General features: G+C 72.4%; 14 protein-coding genes and 1 tRNA gene. 13 read left to right on the top strand and 2 right to left on the bottom strand.

Features of this window, described 5'->3' with window-relative positions:
* Window positions 1-536 precede the first annotated feature (536 nt).
* From MXD59_RS09515 to der, 5 genes are all read left to right on the top strand, one after another.
* Entirely contained in the window at window positions 537-1,304 is a 768-nt protein-coding gene (locus tag MXD59_RS09515; protein ID WP_248824449.1) for a pseudouridine synthase, read from the top strand.
* A 41-nt stretch (window positions 1,305-1,345) separates the two neighbouring features.
* Window positions 1,346-2,422 carry a prephenate dehydrogenase/arogenate dehydrogenase family protein gene (locus MXD59_RS09510; protein ID WP_248824369.1) on the top strand — a complete coding sequence of 359 codons (1,077 nt, stop codon included), beginning with the start codon at window positions 1,346-1,348 and terminating at the stop codon, window positions 2,420-2,422.
* 160 nt (window positions 2,423-2,582) lie between these two features.
* On the top strand, window positions 2,583-3,308 hold the full coding sequence (cmk, locus tag MXD59_RS09505; RefSeq protein WP_248824448.1) for a (d)CMP kinase: 726 nt from the start codon (window positions 2,583-2,585) through the stop codon (window positions 3,306-3,308).
* Complete coding sequence (locus MXD59_RS09500) at window positions 3,305-4,114, top strand: lysophospholipid acyltransferase family protein (RefSeq protein ID WP_248824368.1); 810 nt, start codon at window positions 3,305-3,307, stop codon at window positions 4,112-4,114. The genes cmk and MXD59_RS09500 overlap by 4 nt, the downstream gene beginning before the upstream one ends.
* A 63-nt stretch (window positions 4,115-4,177) precedes the next feature.
* Window positions 4,178-5,713, top strand: a complete 1,536-nt coding sequence (gene der, locus MXD59_RS09495; protein ID WP_248824367.1) for a ribosome biogenesis GTPase Der — start codon at window positions 4,178-4,180, stop codon at window positions 5,711-5,713.
* A 53-nt stretch (window positions 5,714-5,766) separates the two neighbouring features.
* On the opposite strand, the gene MXD59_RS09490 is transcribed toward der, so the two are convergent.
* Window positions 5,767-6,525, bottom strand: coding sequence for a class F sortase (locus MXD59_RS09490; RefSeq protein ID WP_248824366.1), 759 nt, complete (start codon window positions 6,523-6,525; stop codon window positions 5,767-5,769).
* A gap of 321 nt (window positions 6,526-6,846) precedes the next feature.
* Here MXD59_RS09490 and MXD59_RS09485 point away from each other — a divergent pair, with 321 nt between their 5' ends.
* Window positions 6,847-7,389 carry a hypothetical protein gene (locus MXD59_RS09485; RefSeq protein ID WP_248824365.1) on the top strand — a complete coding sequence of 181 codons (543 nt, stop codon included), beginning with the start codon at window positions 6,847-6,849 and terminating at the stop codon, window positions 7,387-7,389.
* A 228-nt stretch (window positions 7,390-7,617) separates the two neighbouring features.
* Window positions 7,618-7,691 (top strand) — tRNA-Pro (locus tag MXD59_RS09480).
* A gap of 132 nt (window positions 7,692-7,823) precedes the next feature.
* On the opposite strand, the gene MXD59_RS09475 is transcribed toward MXD59_RS09480, so the two are convergent.
* Window positions 7,824-8,081, bottom strand: a complete 258-nt coding sequence (locus MXD59_RS09475) for a helix-turn-helix transcriptional regulator (protein ID WP_248824364.1) — start codon at window positions 8,079-8,081, stop codon at window positions 7,824-7,826.
* Window positions 8,082-8,879: 798 nt separating this feature from the next.
* Here MXD59_RS09475 and MXD59_RS09470 point away from each other — a divergent pair.
* The 6 genes from MXD59_RS09470 to MXD59_RS09445 all read left to right on the top strand — a co-directional run bounded on the left by MXD59_RS09470 (window position 8,880) and on the right by MXD59_RS09445 (window position 15,662).
* Window positions 8,880-9,974 carry a C40 family peptidase gene (locus MXD59_RS09470; protein ID WP_248824363.1) on the top strand — a complete coding sequence of 365 codons (1,095 nt, stop codon included), beginning with the start codon at window positions 8,880-8,882 and terminating at the stop codon, window positions 9,972-9,974.
* A 104-nt stretch (window positions 9,975-10,078) separates the two neighbouring features.
* Entirely contained in the window at window positions 10,079-10,807 is a 729-nt protein-coding gene (gene clsA, locus MXD59_RS09465; protein WP_248824362.1) for a cardiolipin synthase ClsA, read from the top strand.
* A gap of 11 nt (window positions 10,808-10,818) precedes the next feature.
* The gene (locus tag MXD59_RS09460) at window positions 10,819-13,305 is read left to right on the top strand and encodes a mannose-1-phosphate guanyltransferase (protein ID WP_248815330.1); all 2,487 of its coding nucleotides are present in this window, start codon (window positions 10,819-10,821) and stop codon (window positions 13,303-13,305) included.
* Window positions 13,306-13,417: 112 nt separating this feature from the next.
* Window positions 13,418-14,098: a DUF881 domain-containing protein gene (locus tag MXD59_RS09455; RefSeq protein ID WP_248824361.1), complete on the top strand. Its 681-nt coding sequence runs from the start codon at window positions 13,418-13,420 to the stop codon at window positions 14,096-14,098.
* Between the two features lie 31 nt (window positions 14,099-14,129).
* Entirely contained in the window at window positions 14,130-14,492 is a 363-nt protein-coding gene (locus MXD59_RS09450) for a DUF1290 domain-containing protein (protein WP_248824360.1), read from the top strand.
* Window positions 14,493-14,585: 93 nt separating this feature from the next.
* On the top strand, window positions 14,586-15,662 hold the full coding sequence (locus MXD59_RS09445; protein WP_248824359.1) for a DUF881 domain-containing protein: 1,077 nt from the start codon (window positions 14,586-14,588) through the stop codon (window positions 15,660-15,662).
* Window positions 15,663-15,674: the final 12 nt, after the last annotated feature.

Raw genomic sequence — 15,674 nt, 5'->3', positions numbered from 1 at the left:
GTCGGGAGGCGCCTGCCCGTCGGGACGCGCCCGCTCGCCGGGAGGCGCCTGGCTATCGGGACGCACCTGCTCGCCGGGAGGCGCCTGCCCGTCGGGACGCTCCCAGCCGTGGAGACGCGCCCGTCCGCCGGGGCGCGCCCGCCTACCGGGACGCTCCTGCCCGTGGGGAGGCGCCTGCTCGCCGGGGTGCACCCGCTGGTCGGGACGCTCCCGCTGGTCGGGGTGCACCTGTCCGTCGGGACGCTCCCGCTGGTCGGGGTGCGCCCGCCTACCGGGATGCCCCTGCCCGTGGGGACGCTCCTGCCCGTCGGGACGCGCCCGTCCGTCGGGACGCTCCCGCTGGTCGGGGTGCACCTGTCCGTCGGGACGCTCCCGCTGGTCGGGGTGCGCCCTTCCGTCGGGACGCACCGCCCCGCCGGGAGGCGTCCGGTAGTCGGGATGTCCCCGCTCGTCGTGACGCCCCAGTGCGTCGTGACGCCCCAGCGCGTCGTGACGTGCCGGTCGGCCGGGACGCCGCGGTGCGGCGTGAGGCCCCGGTGAGCGGCGGCAGCAGCCGTGGCCGGCTGGGCGATGCCGCGTCCGAGGGCATTCGGTTGCAGAAGGTCCTGGCGGCGGCGGGAGTGGGTTCTCGGCGGGCCAGCGAGGAGATGATCGACGAGGGTCGGGTCCGCGTCGACGGGGCGGTCGTGCGCGAGCAGGGACGGCGCGTCGACCCGGAGACGGCCATCATCGAGGTCGACGGCGTGCGTGTCGTCACCCGCAGCGGGCTCATCCACCTGGCGTTGAACAAGCCGCGCGGGGTGCTCAGCACCATGTCGGACGACCGTGGTCGCCCGACCGTCGCCGGCCTGCTCACCGAGTTCGGACCGGGGCTGTTCCACGTCGGCCGCCTCGACGCCGACAGCGAGGGACTGCTGCTGGTCACCAACGACGGGGAGCTCGCCCACCGGCTGACCCACCCGTCCTTCGAGGTGGCCAAGACCTACCTGGTCGAGGTGTCCGGGCCGATGCGCCGTGAGGTTCCGCGCACGCTGCGTGCCGGCGTCGAGCTGGAGGACGGTCCGGCCCGCGCCGACTCGGTGCGTGTCGTCGACAACGCCAACGGGCGGGTCATGCTCGAGGTCGTCATCCACGAGGGACGCACGCGCATCGTGCGCCGGATGCTCGAGGCCGTCGGCTACCCGGTGCACCGGCTGGTTCGCACCCAGCTCGGCCCGGTCACCCTCGGGACGCTGCGCGCCGGCCGGCCGCGGCACCTCAGTCGTGGTGAGGTCGGCGCGCTCTACCGCGACGTCGGACTGTGAGCCCAGCTGAACCCTTGTCGACGGCCACGGACCGGGCATCGATGCCGCGCCGGGTCGGGATCGTCGGTACCGGGCTGATCGGCACGAGCATCGGCCTCGCGCTGGCCGCGCAGGGCGTCGAGGTGCTGTTGCGTGACGCCGAGGACGCCCAGGTCACCATCGCCGAGAAGATGGGGGCGGGGCGACGCTGGGCGGGCGAGCGGGTCGAGCACGCCGTCGTCGCCACCCCGCTGCCCACGATCGCCTGGCAGGTGCACGAACTGCTGCTCGGCGGTCTGGCCGACACCGTCAGCGACGCGGGCAGCGTGAAGGCCCGGCCCGTCGAGGACGGTGTCCGCCTCGGCGGCGACCTGTCGTCGTGGTGCCCGGCGCATCCGATCGCCGGCCGGGAACGTCACGGCGCCGTCTCCGCGCGCCCAGACCTGTTCGCCGAACGGGTCTGGGCGGTGTGCCCACTGCCGCAGACCGTCGACGCGGCCCTGGCGGCCACCACCGCGGTCGCGCTGGCCTGCGGCGCGACACCGGTGCGCACCACCCCCGACCGTCACGACGAGGCGATGGCGACGGTCTCCCACGTCCCGCAGCTGCTCGCCAGCGTGCTGGCCGGGGAGCTGACCGGACTCGACGCGCACGACGTGCCGCTGGCTGGCCAGGGCTTCCGGGACACCACCCGCCTGGCCGACAGCGACGCGGCGTTGTGGGCCGGCATCATCGAGGGCAACCGGGAGCCGATCGGACGCCGGGTCCGGTCGCTCGGCGGTGCGCTCGTCGCCCTCGCCGACGTCCTCGAGGCGGGGGACGCGGCCCAGGTCGCCACTGCCATCACCGCGCTGATGCGGGACGGCCACGCGGGGCGGGCCCGCCTGCCTCGTAAGGCCGGTGCCACCGTGCGCGAGTGGGGCTGGGTGGGGGTCGTGCTCGACGACCGGCCCGGTCAGCTTGCCGCGATCGTCGGTCTGATCAGCGACTGGGGTGTCAACATCGAGGATGTGGGCCCGTTCGAACACAGCCTGGACGCCCCCGCCGGCATCGTCGAGCTCGCTGTGGATCCGGCGGTCGCCGACGAGGTCGTCCACCGGCTGGTAAACACCGGATGGACGGCATACCGACGATCCTGAAGTGGCACCGAGTAGCCTGATCCGGGTCGCACGCGACGGACGCGACGGACGCGACCCGATCATCCGCACGTATCCGGGACGGAGGAATCGGGTGGAGCCCGACCACGGGTCTGCGTTTTCCACCGGCGCGAGCGCCGACGACGCGACGCAGCAGGCGGCCATTTCGTCGGGACGGGGGCTGGTCGTCGCGGTCGACGGCCCCGGCGGGTCGGGTAAGAGCACCGTGGCCCGCGAACTCGCGCGTCGCCTCGGCCTGCGCTACCTCGACACCGGCGCGATGTACCGCGCGCTCACCCAGCTCGCGTTGGAGCAGCGCATCGACATCGAGGACGCCGCCGCCGTCGGTGAGCTCTCCGAACGGGCGGTGATCTCGGTGGGTGTCGACCCTGACGCCCCGACGATCGCCGTCGACGGCACCCGGGTCGACGCGGAGATCCGCACCCGGGCGGTCACCAACGCGGTCAGCGCGATCGCCGCCGTGGCCGCCGTGCGTGGCCGTCTCGTCGCCCAGCAGCGCCAGATCATCGAGGCGGCCGGCGGGATCGTGGTCGAGGGCCGTGACATCGGCTCCGTGGTCGTCCCCGACGCCGCGATCAAGGTGTTCCTGACCGCGTCGACCGAGGTCAGGGCGTTGCGCCGGTCCCGTCAGCTCGGTGAGAAGGGCGTGGACGACGTCGCCCGCACCCTGGCCGAACTCGACCGCCGCGACGTCCTCGACAGCACCCGCGCCGCCGACCCGCTGGCGGTCCCCGACGGCGCGATCGTGCTCGACTCGACGACGATGGGCGTCCCCGAGGTGGTCGAGGAGGTCCTGCGCCACTGCGGCCAGTCGACCGCCGTAGGCCAGTCTGCCCCCGTGGGCCGGTCGACCAATGCGGTGTCATGACCGCTGATCCTCTCCCCGTCCCCGATCCCGATCCCGCGCCGAGCACCAGCGCCGGCACTGGCACGGGAACCAGCACCGGTAGCGCCGGTAGCGCCGGCAGCACCGGTAGCACCGGTAGCGCCGGCCGTGCCGCGGCGCACCGGGGGGCGCAGTCGCCGGTCTACAGCGACCGGCCGCATCGGCTGCTCAAGCCCGGGGTCCGTGCGGTGCTCAACCGGCTGGTCATGCGGGTCAACCTCGAGGGCGTGGAGAACGTCCCGCACGGCGAGCCGCTGATCTTCGCCGGCAACCACAGCAGTTGGCTGGACGGCCCGCTGGTCGTGATCGAGGCACCACGGACCGTGCGCTGTCTGGTGAAGTCCGAGATGTACACTCGGATTGTCGGCCGGATGCTGCTGTTCAGCGGGCAGATCCCGATTGACCGCGGCCGTCCTGACCGGGACGCCCTGCACACCGCACTCGATGAGCTCTCCCGAGGCGGTGCCATCGGCGTCTTCCCCGAAGGTACCCGTGGCAGTGGTGAGATGGCCGCCGTCCAGCATGGCATCGCCTACCTGGCGGTCCACGGGCGCTGCCGGGTGCTGCCAGTGGCCTGTCTCAACACCGCTCAGGCGCTGCCCAAGGGCGCGCGCTGGCCGCGCCGGTCGGTGCGGGTACGGGTGGTGTTCGGCAAGCCGTTCGAGGTGGAGGTGCCGGCGAACCCCCGTTCGCGTCGGGCGCTGGCCGCCGTCGCCGAGGACATCCGGGTACGCCTGCTGGACCATCTCGAGACCGCCCGGGCCACCCACGACGGCTCCACCGTGTGATCATCGAGGATCACCGGCTCTGACGACAGGTATGGCAGCAATGCCAGTGACGAGACGATGACAGTGACGAACGAACTGGACGGCCGGATGCGCGGTAAAGCGACGCACGGCGGCAGCGGTGCGCAGAGTGACAGCGGTGCGCGGGGCGGTAGCGGTGCGCGGGGCGGCGGCGAGGCGCCGAGCGGGTCGGAGCAGGCTGGCTGGCTGGCCGAGGCGGCCGAACTGGTCGGGTTCGCCGACGGTGACGACGGCGAGTTCGGCGGGCCGGCACTGGGGCAGCCGATCGTCGCCGTCGTCGGTCGGCCCAATGTTGGCAAGTCGACGCTGGTCAACCGGGTCCTCGGTCGACGCGCCGCCGTCGTGGAGGACGTTCCCGGGGTCACCCGTGACCGCATCGCCTACGACGCGACCTGGAACGGCCGCCGGTTCACCCTGGTCGACACCGGCGGCTGGGAGCCGGACGCCTCCGGTCTCGCCGCCCAGGTCTCCGAGCAGGCCCGCGCCGCGCTGGACACCGCCGACGCCGTGCTGTTCATCGTGGACGTCGTCACCGGCGCGACCGACGCCGACGAGGCCGTCGCCCGGGTGCTGCACCGCAGCGGGCTGCCCGTCATCCTGGTCGCGAACAAGGTCGACGACCTGCGGTTCGAGGCGGACGCGGCGGCGTTGTGGAGCCTGGGGCTCGGCGAGCCCCACCCGGTGTCCGCCCTGCACGGCCGGGGCAGCGGCGACCTGCTCGACGCCGTGCTCGCCGCGCTGCCCGAGGCGCCCCGCGAGGTGTTCACCGAGACCACCGGTCCGCGCCGGGTCGCCCTGATCGGACGGCCGAACGTCGGCAAGTCCAGCCTGCTCAACAAGATCGCCGGTAGCCGGCGTTCGCTGGTGCACGACGTCGCCGGCACCACCCGCGATCCGGTCGACGAACTCGTCACCGTCGGTGGCGAGGAGTGGCTGTTCATCGACACCGCCGGCCTGCGTCGCCGGGTACGCGAGGCCTCCGGCGCCGAGTACTACTCGTCGCTGCGCACCGCCTCCGCGCTGGAGGCGGCCGAGGTCGCGATCGTCCTGCTCGACGCCGGCGAGCCGCTCAGCGAGCAGGACCAGCGGGTCATCACGATGGTCGTCGAGGCCGGCCGTGCGCTGGTGATCGCCTGGAACAAGTGGGACCTCGTCGACGAGGACCGTCGGGTCACCCTGGAACGTGAGGTCGTGCGCGACCTCGGCCGGGTGGGCTGGGCGCCGCGGGTGAACGTCTCCGCCCGCACCGGGCGCGCCACCGACCGGCTGGCTCCCGCCCTGCGCACCGCCCTGGAGTCCTGGGGCACCCGTATCCCCACCGGCCGGCTCAACACCTGGCTCGGCGAGGTCGTCGGCGCCACCCCGCCGCCCGCCCGTGGCGGTCGGGTGCCGAAGATCCTGTTCGCCACCCAGGCCGGCGTGCGTCCCCCACGCTTCGTCGTGTTCACCACCGGCTTCCTCGAGCCGACCTACCGCCGTTTCCTCGAGCGCCGGCTACGAGAGGACTTCGGCTTCGCCGGCTCACCCATCTCCATCTCGGTCCGGGTCCGCGAGCGCGGCGACCGCCGCCGTCCCAGCTAAGCCACAGGCCCGTGGCGAGGTGTCCTTCGCGCCTCTCGCCACGGGCCGTCGCGCTATCCCGGGGAGGACGTCGCCGCCGCGGCGCTCGTGGTCGGGCTGGGCGCTGGCAGGGTGGTGTCGGCGTGGGCGTAGACGATCAGGTTGCTCAGGTAGTGCCGGGTCTGGAAGTCGAACGCCCCACCGCAGGTGATCAGTCGTAGCTCGGGGCGGGTCACCGGGCCGTAGACGCGTTCGGTCGGGAACGTCGACTTGGTGGCCTCCTCGGAGCGGTCGACCAGGAAGGTCTGGCTGAGACCGGACGCTCCCACGACCACCACCTTGTCTCCGGGGACAAGCTGGTTGAGCCGGTAGAACACCGCCGGTCCCGACGTCGAGTCGTAGTGGCCGACCAGGACCGACGGGCCGATGCCGCCGGGTGCGGGTCCCCGGTCGTACCAGCCCACGTCCCCCCACGAGGTGGGCACGGCGATGGTGCCGTCCGCGGCGAGGCCGAGATGGACGACCGGTGCGTCGACGCTCAGCCGGGGGATACGCAGCCGGGCCGGATCGCTGATCACCACCGCGGGCCGGGTGGGGGCGGGCGAGGTGGCCGTCCCGGTCGGCGCCGGTGGGGGTGACGGGGGCGGTGCGGGGATCGGCGGCAGCTCGTTCGCCGCGTCCGCCCCGGAACCGCCGCGGACGGCGTCGAATGCCGGTTCCGCCAGCCGAAATCCGCTGACCAGGATCAACATGACGCCGACCAGTAGCACTCCGTGCCACGCCGACAGCCTGCGCCATGGCGGCAGCTGTCGCCACCTGGCTCGCTCGGTCATCTCGCACCCCCTGTCCTCGTCGGGACGGCAGGAATCGCGCCGTGTATCGCCCCTGACTGAGCGTCACTCTAGCGAGTGGGGAGGCAACAATGGGTGACCATGACGCGGATGTGCCTGGTGGGCCGACCTGGTCGGGGGCGAACCGGATCGAATCCGGCTTTCGCTGACGCGAACGCACGCTTGATCCCACGTCGACTGTCGCGGCGGGCCGCACCACGCCCTGCGCGCTTGGCGCGGATGCTCACAGCCGGTCGCTATGGTGTCACTCGCAGTGATGCATAGATCACCGTCAGTGAGAGAGGGGACCAGATGACGAAGGGTATGGGTCGCCGCGCCGCCGCGCTCGCGATCTCCGGCATCGCCACCGCAACCTTCACCGTGGCAGTCGGCACGTCCGCGGCCCACGCATTCGACGACAAGAAGCCCGTCTGCGGTAACGACAAGGACCAGAAGGACGACTGGGACATCTTTGGCGACAAGGACAAGGACGGCGACAAGGACGGCGACAAGGACGCCCCGGAGAAGAAGGCCGAGGCCGACGAGCTCAACAAGGGCGACGAGGGCAAGGGCCTTGACGAGGACAAGGTCAAGGACGGCGACAAGGACGGTGACAAGGACGAAGACTGGTTCAACTGGGATGACAAGGACAAGGACAAGGACTGCCCGGCCGGTGTCGGTGTCGGCGTCGTCGGTGTCGGTGTCGGTGTTGGTGGCGTCGCCGGCGGCGGCGGTGTGCCCGCCGGTGGCGGTGGCATGGCCGACCGTGGTGCGTCCTCACCGCTGCTTCCGGTCGCCGGGGCCACCATCGGTGCCCTGCTGATCGGTGCCGGGGTGGCGCGTCGTCGTACCCAGGGCGCCAGCTGAGGTTCGCTCTCCCTGCGGTAGTCAAAGTCCGCGGTCGTCAGCCGCACCTCCCGAACGGCCCTGCGCCGTGCTCCACCGGCGGCTGACGCACCGCACGGACTTCCTTGTGGGTGATGGCCTCGGCCTGGTCCCACGCGGGGCCGCGCACGAGGGTCGGGGGTCGCGTCGGTGCTCGACGCGACCCCCGGTCACTGTTCGGCGCGCGGATACGGTAGTGTTGCTCGCGTACGGGACGTGGCGCAGCTTGGTAGCGCACCAGACTGGGGGTCTGGGGGTCGCAGGTTCAAATCCTGTCGTCCCGACAGGGGAAATGCCCTCTCGGCCGAACGTGGCGGAGGGGGCGTTCGCATTTGCTGGATGCTCCATCGGCACCCGTGTGGATCACGGCAGCCATGGGCATCGCCGGGCCCCGCCCGAAATTCGCCGGGTCCGGGCTATCCGCCGGTCTGAGTGGACTGGGCGGCCTGGGCCTCGCGGGCGGCGCGGCGCTCGATGCGGCGTTGTTCGTTCCAGGTGTCCAGCGTGGATCGGTGCCAGCGGGGGCGGCGTCGGAACTCGGGCTTGTCGGTGGCCGTGTCCGGGTCGTCAGGGGGCGGGGCGGTGCCCGCGGCGACCTGCTCGCGCCATGACGACGCGGTCAGACGCAGGTGATTGGCCACCTCGGTCACGGTCATCAGGGGGTCGGACCTCATCGGTCCATCCTGCGCGACGCCGCGAACGCGGATGGTCGCCGCGCGGTCACGCTGGCGGTCGGCGGTGGCCGCGGATGCCCGCGACCTCGACTGATGCTCGTCTGGCTACGGCGACGACACCAAGGTCCACCCCCCGGAACGCCACCACCATCGTGGACGGCGACGGGCCGGACGGCACCCCGCAGGGCCGGGCGGGTCCCGGGATCGGGTGCGAACAGCGGCCGGTCGGGGTGGGTGCGTCCGGCTGGGGGTGCCGGATGTGGTCGGGGTGGGTTCGCACAGCCGGACGCACGCGGACGGTCATGATCGAACGGGTAGCCCGCGACGCCACGTCAGGGAGCGGGTGCGCAGGGAACCCGGATGTTTCCCGCGACACAGCGGGCGCTCGCCGGTACTGACGGATGGTGATCGAGAGTGCGCGGCTTGCTGGCGGACGGGGGTATCGGTTGCGGGTGTCCAAGCGTTGGGCTCGGGGTGGTTGCCGGCAATAGCGGTATGTCCACTATCGTCGTCAGCAGCACTTTCGTTTGGGTCTTCAGAAGTGATGCGCCGCAGGCGAAGTGTGGGCACCCGCAAGCCAACTGCGATACCCGTCGAACCGATGCGCCTAGTCCTGCCCCCGGTTCGGCGACCCCTCCGAGTTTGCCGGGGCAGGCGTGGGGACCCACGGTCCCGGGGGAGCACCACCGTCGCTCGTCAGCGCGTGGTCTGCCTCGGTACTGACCGGGTCCGTCGGTGATCGGGCACCCCGGCCCGCTTCCGGCGTCTCACCTCGCCAGCGCACGGGAAGGACGCGTTTTGCCACGTCGTGCTATGGCCTGGCTGCCGGACGACTGGGAGCAGCTCGTCCGCGGTCGCCAGCGCCCCGCGGTCCCCCGTGCTTCCGCCGCGACCGCCTCCGGCACGTCGCGGCGTCGTAGCTCCGCCCCGCCGCGCCGGGCGGTGACCATCGCGGCCTTCACCACCGGCACGATCGCCGCGTCGACGGCGGCCTTCGCGGCGACCGTCCCCGCCGGCACGGACGGCTCCTCCTCCCTGGAGGCGAACTCGCTGCTGCGCGAGGCGTCCATGACGTCCACCCAGAGCGCCTCCGGTGACCTGACGGCCGCCCGTTCCCTCGCACCGCTGGCCACCGCGATCGCCGATCACGACCCGGTCTTCACCAACGTCTCGATCACCGCGGACAGGACGACCGTCGCCCCGAACACCCCGGTGGTGCTGACCGTGCGCGCCACCGAGGCCGACACGGGTGCGCCGCTGGCCGGCCAGGACATCCGCATCGTCGTGGTCAACGGGCCGCAGTGGCAGACGTCCACCCGCTTGCACACCGATGCCAGCGGCAACGCGCAGATCACCGCGCGGCTGCTGTCCACCACCACGATCACCGCGGTCTTCGATGGTTCGAGCGCGCTGCGGCCCTCCCTGGCCGGCGCCGCCACCGTGACGATCGCCAGCCCCACCCGAACCGGCACGGGGGTCGGCCGGGTCGGTGTCGACGGCTCGGTCATCTCGCAGGCCATCCCGACGGTGATCCCCGGCAGCTCGATCGGGGAGAAAGCCGTCTACCTGGCCTCGCTGAACAAGGGCAAGCCGTACGTGTGGGGCGCGGAGGGCCCGTACTCGTTCGACTGCTCCGGGCTCGTCCAGTATGTGTTCAAGCAGCTCGGCCGCTCCCTGCCGCGCACCGCCCAGGGGCAGTACAACGTCTCCACCAAGGTGCCGCAGTCGGGCAAGCAGCCCGGTGACCTCATCTTCTACGGGACGCCCGGCAACATCTACCATGTGGGCATCTACGCCGGTAACGGGTACATGTGGGCCGCTCCGCAGACCGGCGGTGTGGTGTCGTTGCGTCCGATCTACAGCTCGACCTACAAGGTCGGCCGCATCCACTGACGGCTGTATCCGCTAGCGTCAGCACTGTCCGGCCCGCCGGGTCGTAGGGACAGCGCCGAGCGGTCGATCAGACCGCTGGGGCGCCCGGTGGAGGAGGACGTCGCATGAAGGACGCCGTGCCAACCGAGGCGCCGCCGGCCGGGACAGCACCACCAGACCGAACAGCACCACCAGACCGAACAGCGCCGCCGGGCGGGGCGCCGTCGCCGGACCGGATCTGGACGATTCCGAACGCGCTGTCGGCGTTGCGCCTGCTGGGCGTGCCACTGTTCCTGTGGCTGGTCCTCGGCCCGGAGGCGGACGGTGCTGCCTTCGGCGTGCTGGCCTTCGCCGGTGTCAGCGACTACCTCGACGGCAAGCTCGCCCGCGTGCTCGACCAGGCCAGCCGGCTCGGCGCCCTGCTCGACCCGCTGGCCGACCGGCTGTACATCCTGTCCACCATCGTCGCGCTGACCGTGCGCGACATCGTCCCGCTGTGGTTCGCCGTCGCGCTGCTGGCCCGGGACGTCGCCCTGCTCGCCCTGCCGCCGCTGCTGCGCCGGATCGGGGTGGGGGTGGCCCTGCCCGTGCACTACCTGGGCAAGGCGGCGACGTTCAACCTGCTCTACGCCTTCCCGCTGCTGCTGCTCTCGGCCGGGGACTCCTGGCTCGCGACGGCCGCCCGTCCGGTCGGATGGGCGTTCGCGATCTGGGGTATCGCTCTGTACTGGTGGTCCGGCGCGCTCTATTTCCTTCAGGCGGCGCGGCTGGTCCGAGCACATCGTGGCCGCGGCGGCGGATCAGCGGGCAGCTCCGCGACGGCGGGGGCGGCCGGAGCGGGAGGTCATCGGTGAGAGCGGTCGTCATGGCGGGCGGCGAGGGCACCCGGCTGCGACCGTTGACCGCCAACCTGCCCAAGCCACTGCTGCCCGTGGTCAACCGGCCGATCATGGAGCATGTGCTGCGGTTGCTCAAGCGGCACGGTTTCGACGAGACGGTCGTGACGGTGCAGTTCCTCGCCTCGATGATCCGCACCTACTTCGGTGCCGGTGACGAGCTGGGCATGCACCTGTCGTACGCCACCGAGACGACTCCGCTGGGCACCGCCGGCAGTGTGAAGAACGCCGAGGACGCGCTGCGCGACGAGGCGTTCCTGGTCATCAGCGGCGACGCGCTGACCGACATCGACCTGACCGAGCTCGTCGCCTACCACCGCAGGGTCGGCGCACTGGTCACGGTGGCGCTCACGTCGGTGCCCGACCCGTTGGAGTTCGGCATCGTCATCACCGGCGAGGACGGCCGCATCCTGCGCTTCCTGGAGAAGCCGACCTGGGGCCAGGTCTTCTCCGACACCGTCAACACCGGCATCTACGTGATGGAGCCGGAGGTGCTGGCGCACGTGCCACCCGGTGAGGCGGTGGACTGGTCCGGGGATGTGTTTCCCCGCCTGGTCAAGGCCGGCGCACCCGTCTACGGCTATGTGGCCAAGGGCTACTGGGAGGATGTCGGCACCATCGCGAGCTTCCTGCGGGCCCAGGCCGACGTGCTGGGCCGCAAGGTGGAGGTCGACATCGGCGGCTTCGAGGTGTCACCCGGGGTGTGGATCGGTGAGGACGCCGAGGTGCATCCGGACGCGGTCCTCAAGGGTCCCCTCGTCGTCGGGGACTACAGCAAGGTCGAGGCCGGAGCCGAACTGCGCGAGTACTCCGTGCTCGGCAGCAACGTGCTGGTGAAGTCCGGCGCCTTCCTGCACCGCGCGATCGTCCAGGACAACGCCCTCATCGGCCCGCAGGCCAACCTGCGGGGCTGCGTGATCGGGCGCAGCACCGACGTGCTGCGCGCGGCGCGGATCGAGGAGGGCGCGGTCATCGGCGACGAGTGCGTCGTGCGGGAGGAGGCCTTCGTCTCCCACGACGTGAAGGTCTACCCGTTCAAGACGATCGAGGCCGGCGCGGTCGTCAACACCTCGGTGATCTGGGAGTCGCGCGGGCAGCGCACCCTGTTCGGCCCGCGCGGCGTCTCCGGCCTGATCAACGCCGAGATCACCCCGGAGCTGGTGGTCCGGCTCTCGGCGGCCTACGCCACCACCCTGAAGAAGGGCGCCACGGTCACCACCGCCCGGGACGGCTCCCGCGCCGCCCGCGCCCTCAAACGCGCCGTGATCAGCGCGCTGACCACCGGGGCGATCAACATCCGCGACCTCGAGGTCGCGCCGATGCCAGTGGCCCGCTTCGACGTCCGCTCGTCGAACGCGGCCGGCGGCATCATGGTGCGCACCACCCCCGGAGATCCGGAACGCATCGACATCCTCTTCCTGGACGCGGAGGGGGACGATCTCTCCCCGGCCGCCCAGCGCAAGCTCGACCGGGTGTTCTCCCGCCAGGAGTTCCGCCGGGCCTTCCCCGGCGAGATCGGCGACCTGCGCTTTCCCGCGCGCACCCTCGACCTCTACATCCAGGACCTGCTCGACCGGGTGGACACCACGGGCGTCACGGACGCCGCACTCAAGATCGTGGTGGACCCCTCGGGGGGAGCGGCCTCGCTGGTGCTGCCGACCCTGCTCGGCCGGCTCGGCGTGGACGTCCTCACCGTCAACGGCCGGGTCGACGAGACCATACCCGCCTACGACGCCACCGACGACCTGCGCGCCACCGACCGTCTCGGCGCGCTGGTCGCGAGCTCCGGCGCCGCCTTCGGGGTGCGCTTCGACCACACCGGTGAACGTCTCGCGATCGTCGACGAGCGTGGCGACCTCATCGACGACGACCGCGCGCTGCTGGTCTTCCTCGACCTGGTCGCCGCCGAGAGCCGCGGCGCCGCCGTCGCCCTGCCCGTCACCACCACTCGGGTCGCCGACCAGGTCACCCGGTTCCACGGCCTGAGCGTGCGGCGCACCCCCACGTCCGCGCCGGCGCTGTCCCAGGTCGCCCGGCAGGACGGGGTCGTCTTCGCCGCGGACGGACGTGGCGGCTTCGTCGTCCCCGAGTTCGGCCCGGCCATCGACGGCCTCGCCGCCTTCGTCAAGCTGCTGGCCCTGGTCTCGCGGACCCGACTGACCCTGTCCGTGATCGACGCCCGGATACCCTCGGTCGCCATCCTGCGCCGCTCGGTGCCCACCCCCTGGGCGGTCAAGGGCACCGTGATGCGCCGCGTCGTCGAATCCGTCGACGTGGACGCCGGCTTCACGCTGGACACCACCGACGGCGTGCGCGTGGTGGGCGCCGACGGTTCGTGGATTCTCGTCCTGCCCGACCCCAGTGAGGCCGTCACGCATCTGTGGGCAGAGGGTGCCGACCTCACCGAGGCCCACACCCTGCTGCGCCACTGGGCCGACGTCGTCGAGTCCCGCTGAGCGCCCCCCACCGCGGCGCGCGGCACCACGTTCGGCAGTAATGCGGCCGCCGTCCGTCAAAATGCCCCTTGTGTGGGATCGGGCCGGGCGACCTGGGCGGTCGATGGTGCTGATGGCGACGTTGCTGCTGCTCGCCGGCGTGGTCACGCTCGGGGTGCGCCGGGGGGTCGCCGAGGCACCGGCCCGGCAGCGACTCGAGCAGGCCCTGCGCGCCCAGGTACAGGCCCGTTCCGCCGAGCTCACACTCACCCGGGAACGGGTCGGCGCGCTGGAGCGTCAGGTGGCGGCCGGACGTTCACGGCAACGCCGCGCCGCCGAGTGGCAGGCCCGCTCCGCGGCCGACGTCGCCGCGCTCGGCCCGCCCGGGGGCTGGGCCGCGGTGCGCGGCCCGGGCGTCCGGATCGTTCTCTCCGGGCGCCTTCCCGACGGCGTCGGCGTCGGCGCTGGCGTCGGTATCACCGATCATGACGTCGCCGACCTGGTCAACGTGCTGTGGATCGCGGGCGCGGAGGCGATCAGCGTGAACCAGGTACGGCTGACGGCACTGAGCGCCATCCGGGCCGCGGCGAACGTCATCCTCGTCGGCCTGCTGCCCGTCACCGCGCCCTACGTGATCGAGGCCCTCGGTGATGCCGGTGAACTCGGCACCCGGCTGGAACGCTCGGCCGTCGTCGACCGGCTGCGCAACCAGCCGGACTCGCCGGCGACCGCCCTGACGGTGACCAGGTCCGCGACCATGACCCTGCCCGCGGCACCGTTGCCGGTGCTGCGCAACGTCCGCCGGACCGGATGAGGGAAGGACACCGATGACGCGGATAGCGCGGATGATCGCCAGAACGGCTCCGAGGTCGATGACACCCGCCCTGCTCGCTCTGCTCATCGGAGTAGCGGCAGGCCTGCTGCTCGGGCCGACGGCACCGCACTGGCTCGCCCCCTACCTGGCGGTCGCGGTGGTCGCCGCCGTCGACGCCGTCCTCGGCGGCGCGCGGGCGTTCGTCGAGCGGACCTTCGACGATGGGGTCTTCGTCGTGTCCTTCGTCGGCGATGTCGCCGTCGCGGTGCTGCTGGTGCTGCTCGGTGAACTCGTCGGTTTCGCCGATGCCCTCTCGACCGCGGTCATCGTCGTCCTCGGCATCCGGATCTTCACCTCCGCGACCGCCCTGCGCCGCGCCCTGGTCGGCCGCTGACATGCCCACCCCGACCCCGGGCGTCATCGATGGCGGCCCTGGCCAGGCCGGCACGGTGCGCCCCGGCGGGTCGTGGCCGACCCGGGGGCGCTCATGAAAAGGCCGGCGAGATCCACGTCCGCGCAGGACCCGCACCTCGAGGCGACCCCGGACGCGAAGCCGCCGTCGGACGCGTCCGCGCACACATCGGACGCCGAGGCTGGGAACCAGCCCGAGGGCCAGACCGCGGACGTGGCCCAGGAGGTGCCGCGGACCCAGCCGGAGACGGTGACCGAGGACCGGGCCGGACGTGTGGCGGCAGACCGGCCGGAGAGCGTGGCCGCGGCCGCCAGCGTGGTCGAGGACGCGGCTCGGACTGACCGTGGTGCGGGCCAGCCGTCAGGACCACCAGAGCCATCCGGTGAGCCCGGGGAGTCGCCGCTGGGGGAGCGGGCGGAGCGGGGGGCACGGGCCCGGCGGGGGTTGCGGGTCATGACGCTGCTGTTGTTGGCGGGGCTTGGGTTCGGGGGTGTGATCGCCGTTCGGTCGGCGGCACCGTCCTTCTCGGTGGCGCAGGCGGGGCCGGACCAGTTGGCCGCCACCCTGCGCGGGATCGGCGCCGCGGACCGGTCGCTCGTGGCGCAGGAGGGACGGCTGCGCCAGGTGGCCGGTCTCCTCCCCGGCGCCGCGCCGACGGCCGGGCAGCCGGGGCCACCCGCACCGTCCGTGGCACCCGCGTCCGCGAGTGCGACACCGGGACCGGACGATGCCGACGAGGTGGCGGTGCTGGCCGGGACCGTGCCGGTGACGGGGCCGGGGCTGGAGCTGACCATTCGTGATCCGAAGGGGTCCGTCGACGCGTCGGTGCTGCTGGACGCGCTGCAGGAACTGCGGGACGCGGGAGCCGAGGCGATCGAGATCGCGGGGGTGCGGGTGGGGGTGTCGACGTATGTCGCCGATCATCCGGGGCTCGGACTGGTCGTGGACGGACGGTCGATCACAGCGCCCTATGTGCTGCGGGTGATCGGTGATGCGCACACCCTGGACCGGGCGCTGCGGATTCCCGGCGGAGTGCTCGATACGGTAGCGGCGCGCGAGGGCGCGCAGACCGGTGTACGGACGTTTGTCCGGATGGAGATCCGAACGGTGCGGCCGACGCCCAGTGCCCGCTACGCTCGCCCGGCAGGCTGAGCACGTCGATCA

This window comes from Frankia umida (assembly GCF_023242945.1).
Lineage (GTDB): Bacteria > Actinomycetota > Actinomycetes > Frankiales > Frankiaceae > Frankia > Frankia umida.
This window is presented reverse-complemented; position numbering and strand designations above follow the sequence as displayed.

Coding starts and splice junctions, on each gene's coding strand:
- MXD59_RS09510 (WP_248824369.1), top strand. CDS start 1,346: ATGCCGCGCCGGGTCGGGATCGTCGGTACCGGGCTGATCGGCACGAGC.
- MXD59_RS09500 (WP_248824368.1), top strand. CDS start 3,305: ATGACCGCTGATCCTCTCCCCGTCCCCGATCCCGATCCCGCGCCGAGC.
- MXD59_RS09490 (WP_248824366.1), bottom strand. CDS start 6,525: ATGACCGAGCGAGCCAGGTGGCGACAGCTGCCGCCATGGCGCAGGCTG.
- MXD59_RS09485 (WP_248824365.1), top strand. CDS start 6,847: ATGGGTCGCCGCGCCGCCGCGCTCGCGATCTCCGGCATCGCCACCGCA.
- MXD59_RS09475 (WP_248824364.1), bottom strand. CDS start 8,081: ATGAGGTCCGACCCCCTGATGACCGTGACCGAGGTGGCCAATCACCTG.
- clsA (WP_248824362.1), top strand. CDS start 10,079: ATGAAGGACGCCGTGCCAACCGAGGCGCCGCCGGCCGGGACAGCACCA.
- MXD59_RS09460 (WP_248815330.1), top strand. CDS start 10,819: ATGGCGGGCGGCGAGGGCACCCGGCTGCGACCGTTGACCGCCAACCTG.
- MXD59_RS09455 (WP_248824361.1), top strand. CDS start 13,418: ATGGCGACGTTGCTGCTGCTCGCCGGCGTGGTCACGCTCGGGGTGCGC.
- MXD59_RS09450 (WP_248824360.1), top strand. CDS start 14,130: ATGATCGCCAGAACGGCTCCGAGGTCGATGACACCCGCCCTGCTCGCT.
- MXD59_RS09445 (WP_248824359.1), top strand. CDS start 14,586: ATGAAAAGGCCGGCGAGATCCACGTCCGCGCAGGACCCGCACCTCGAG.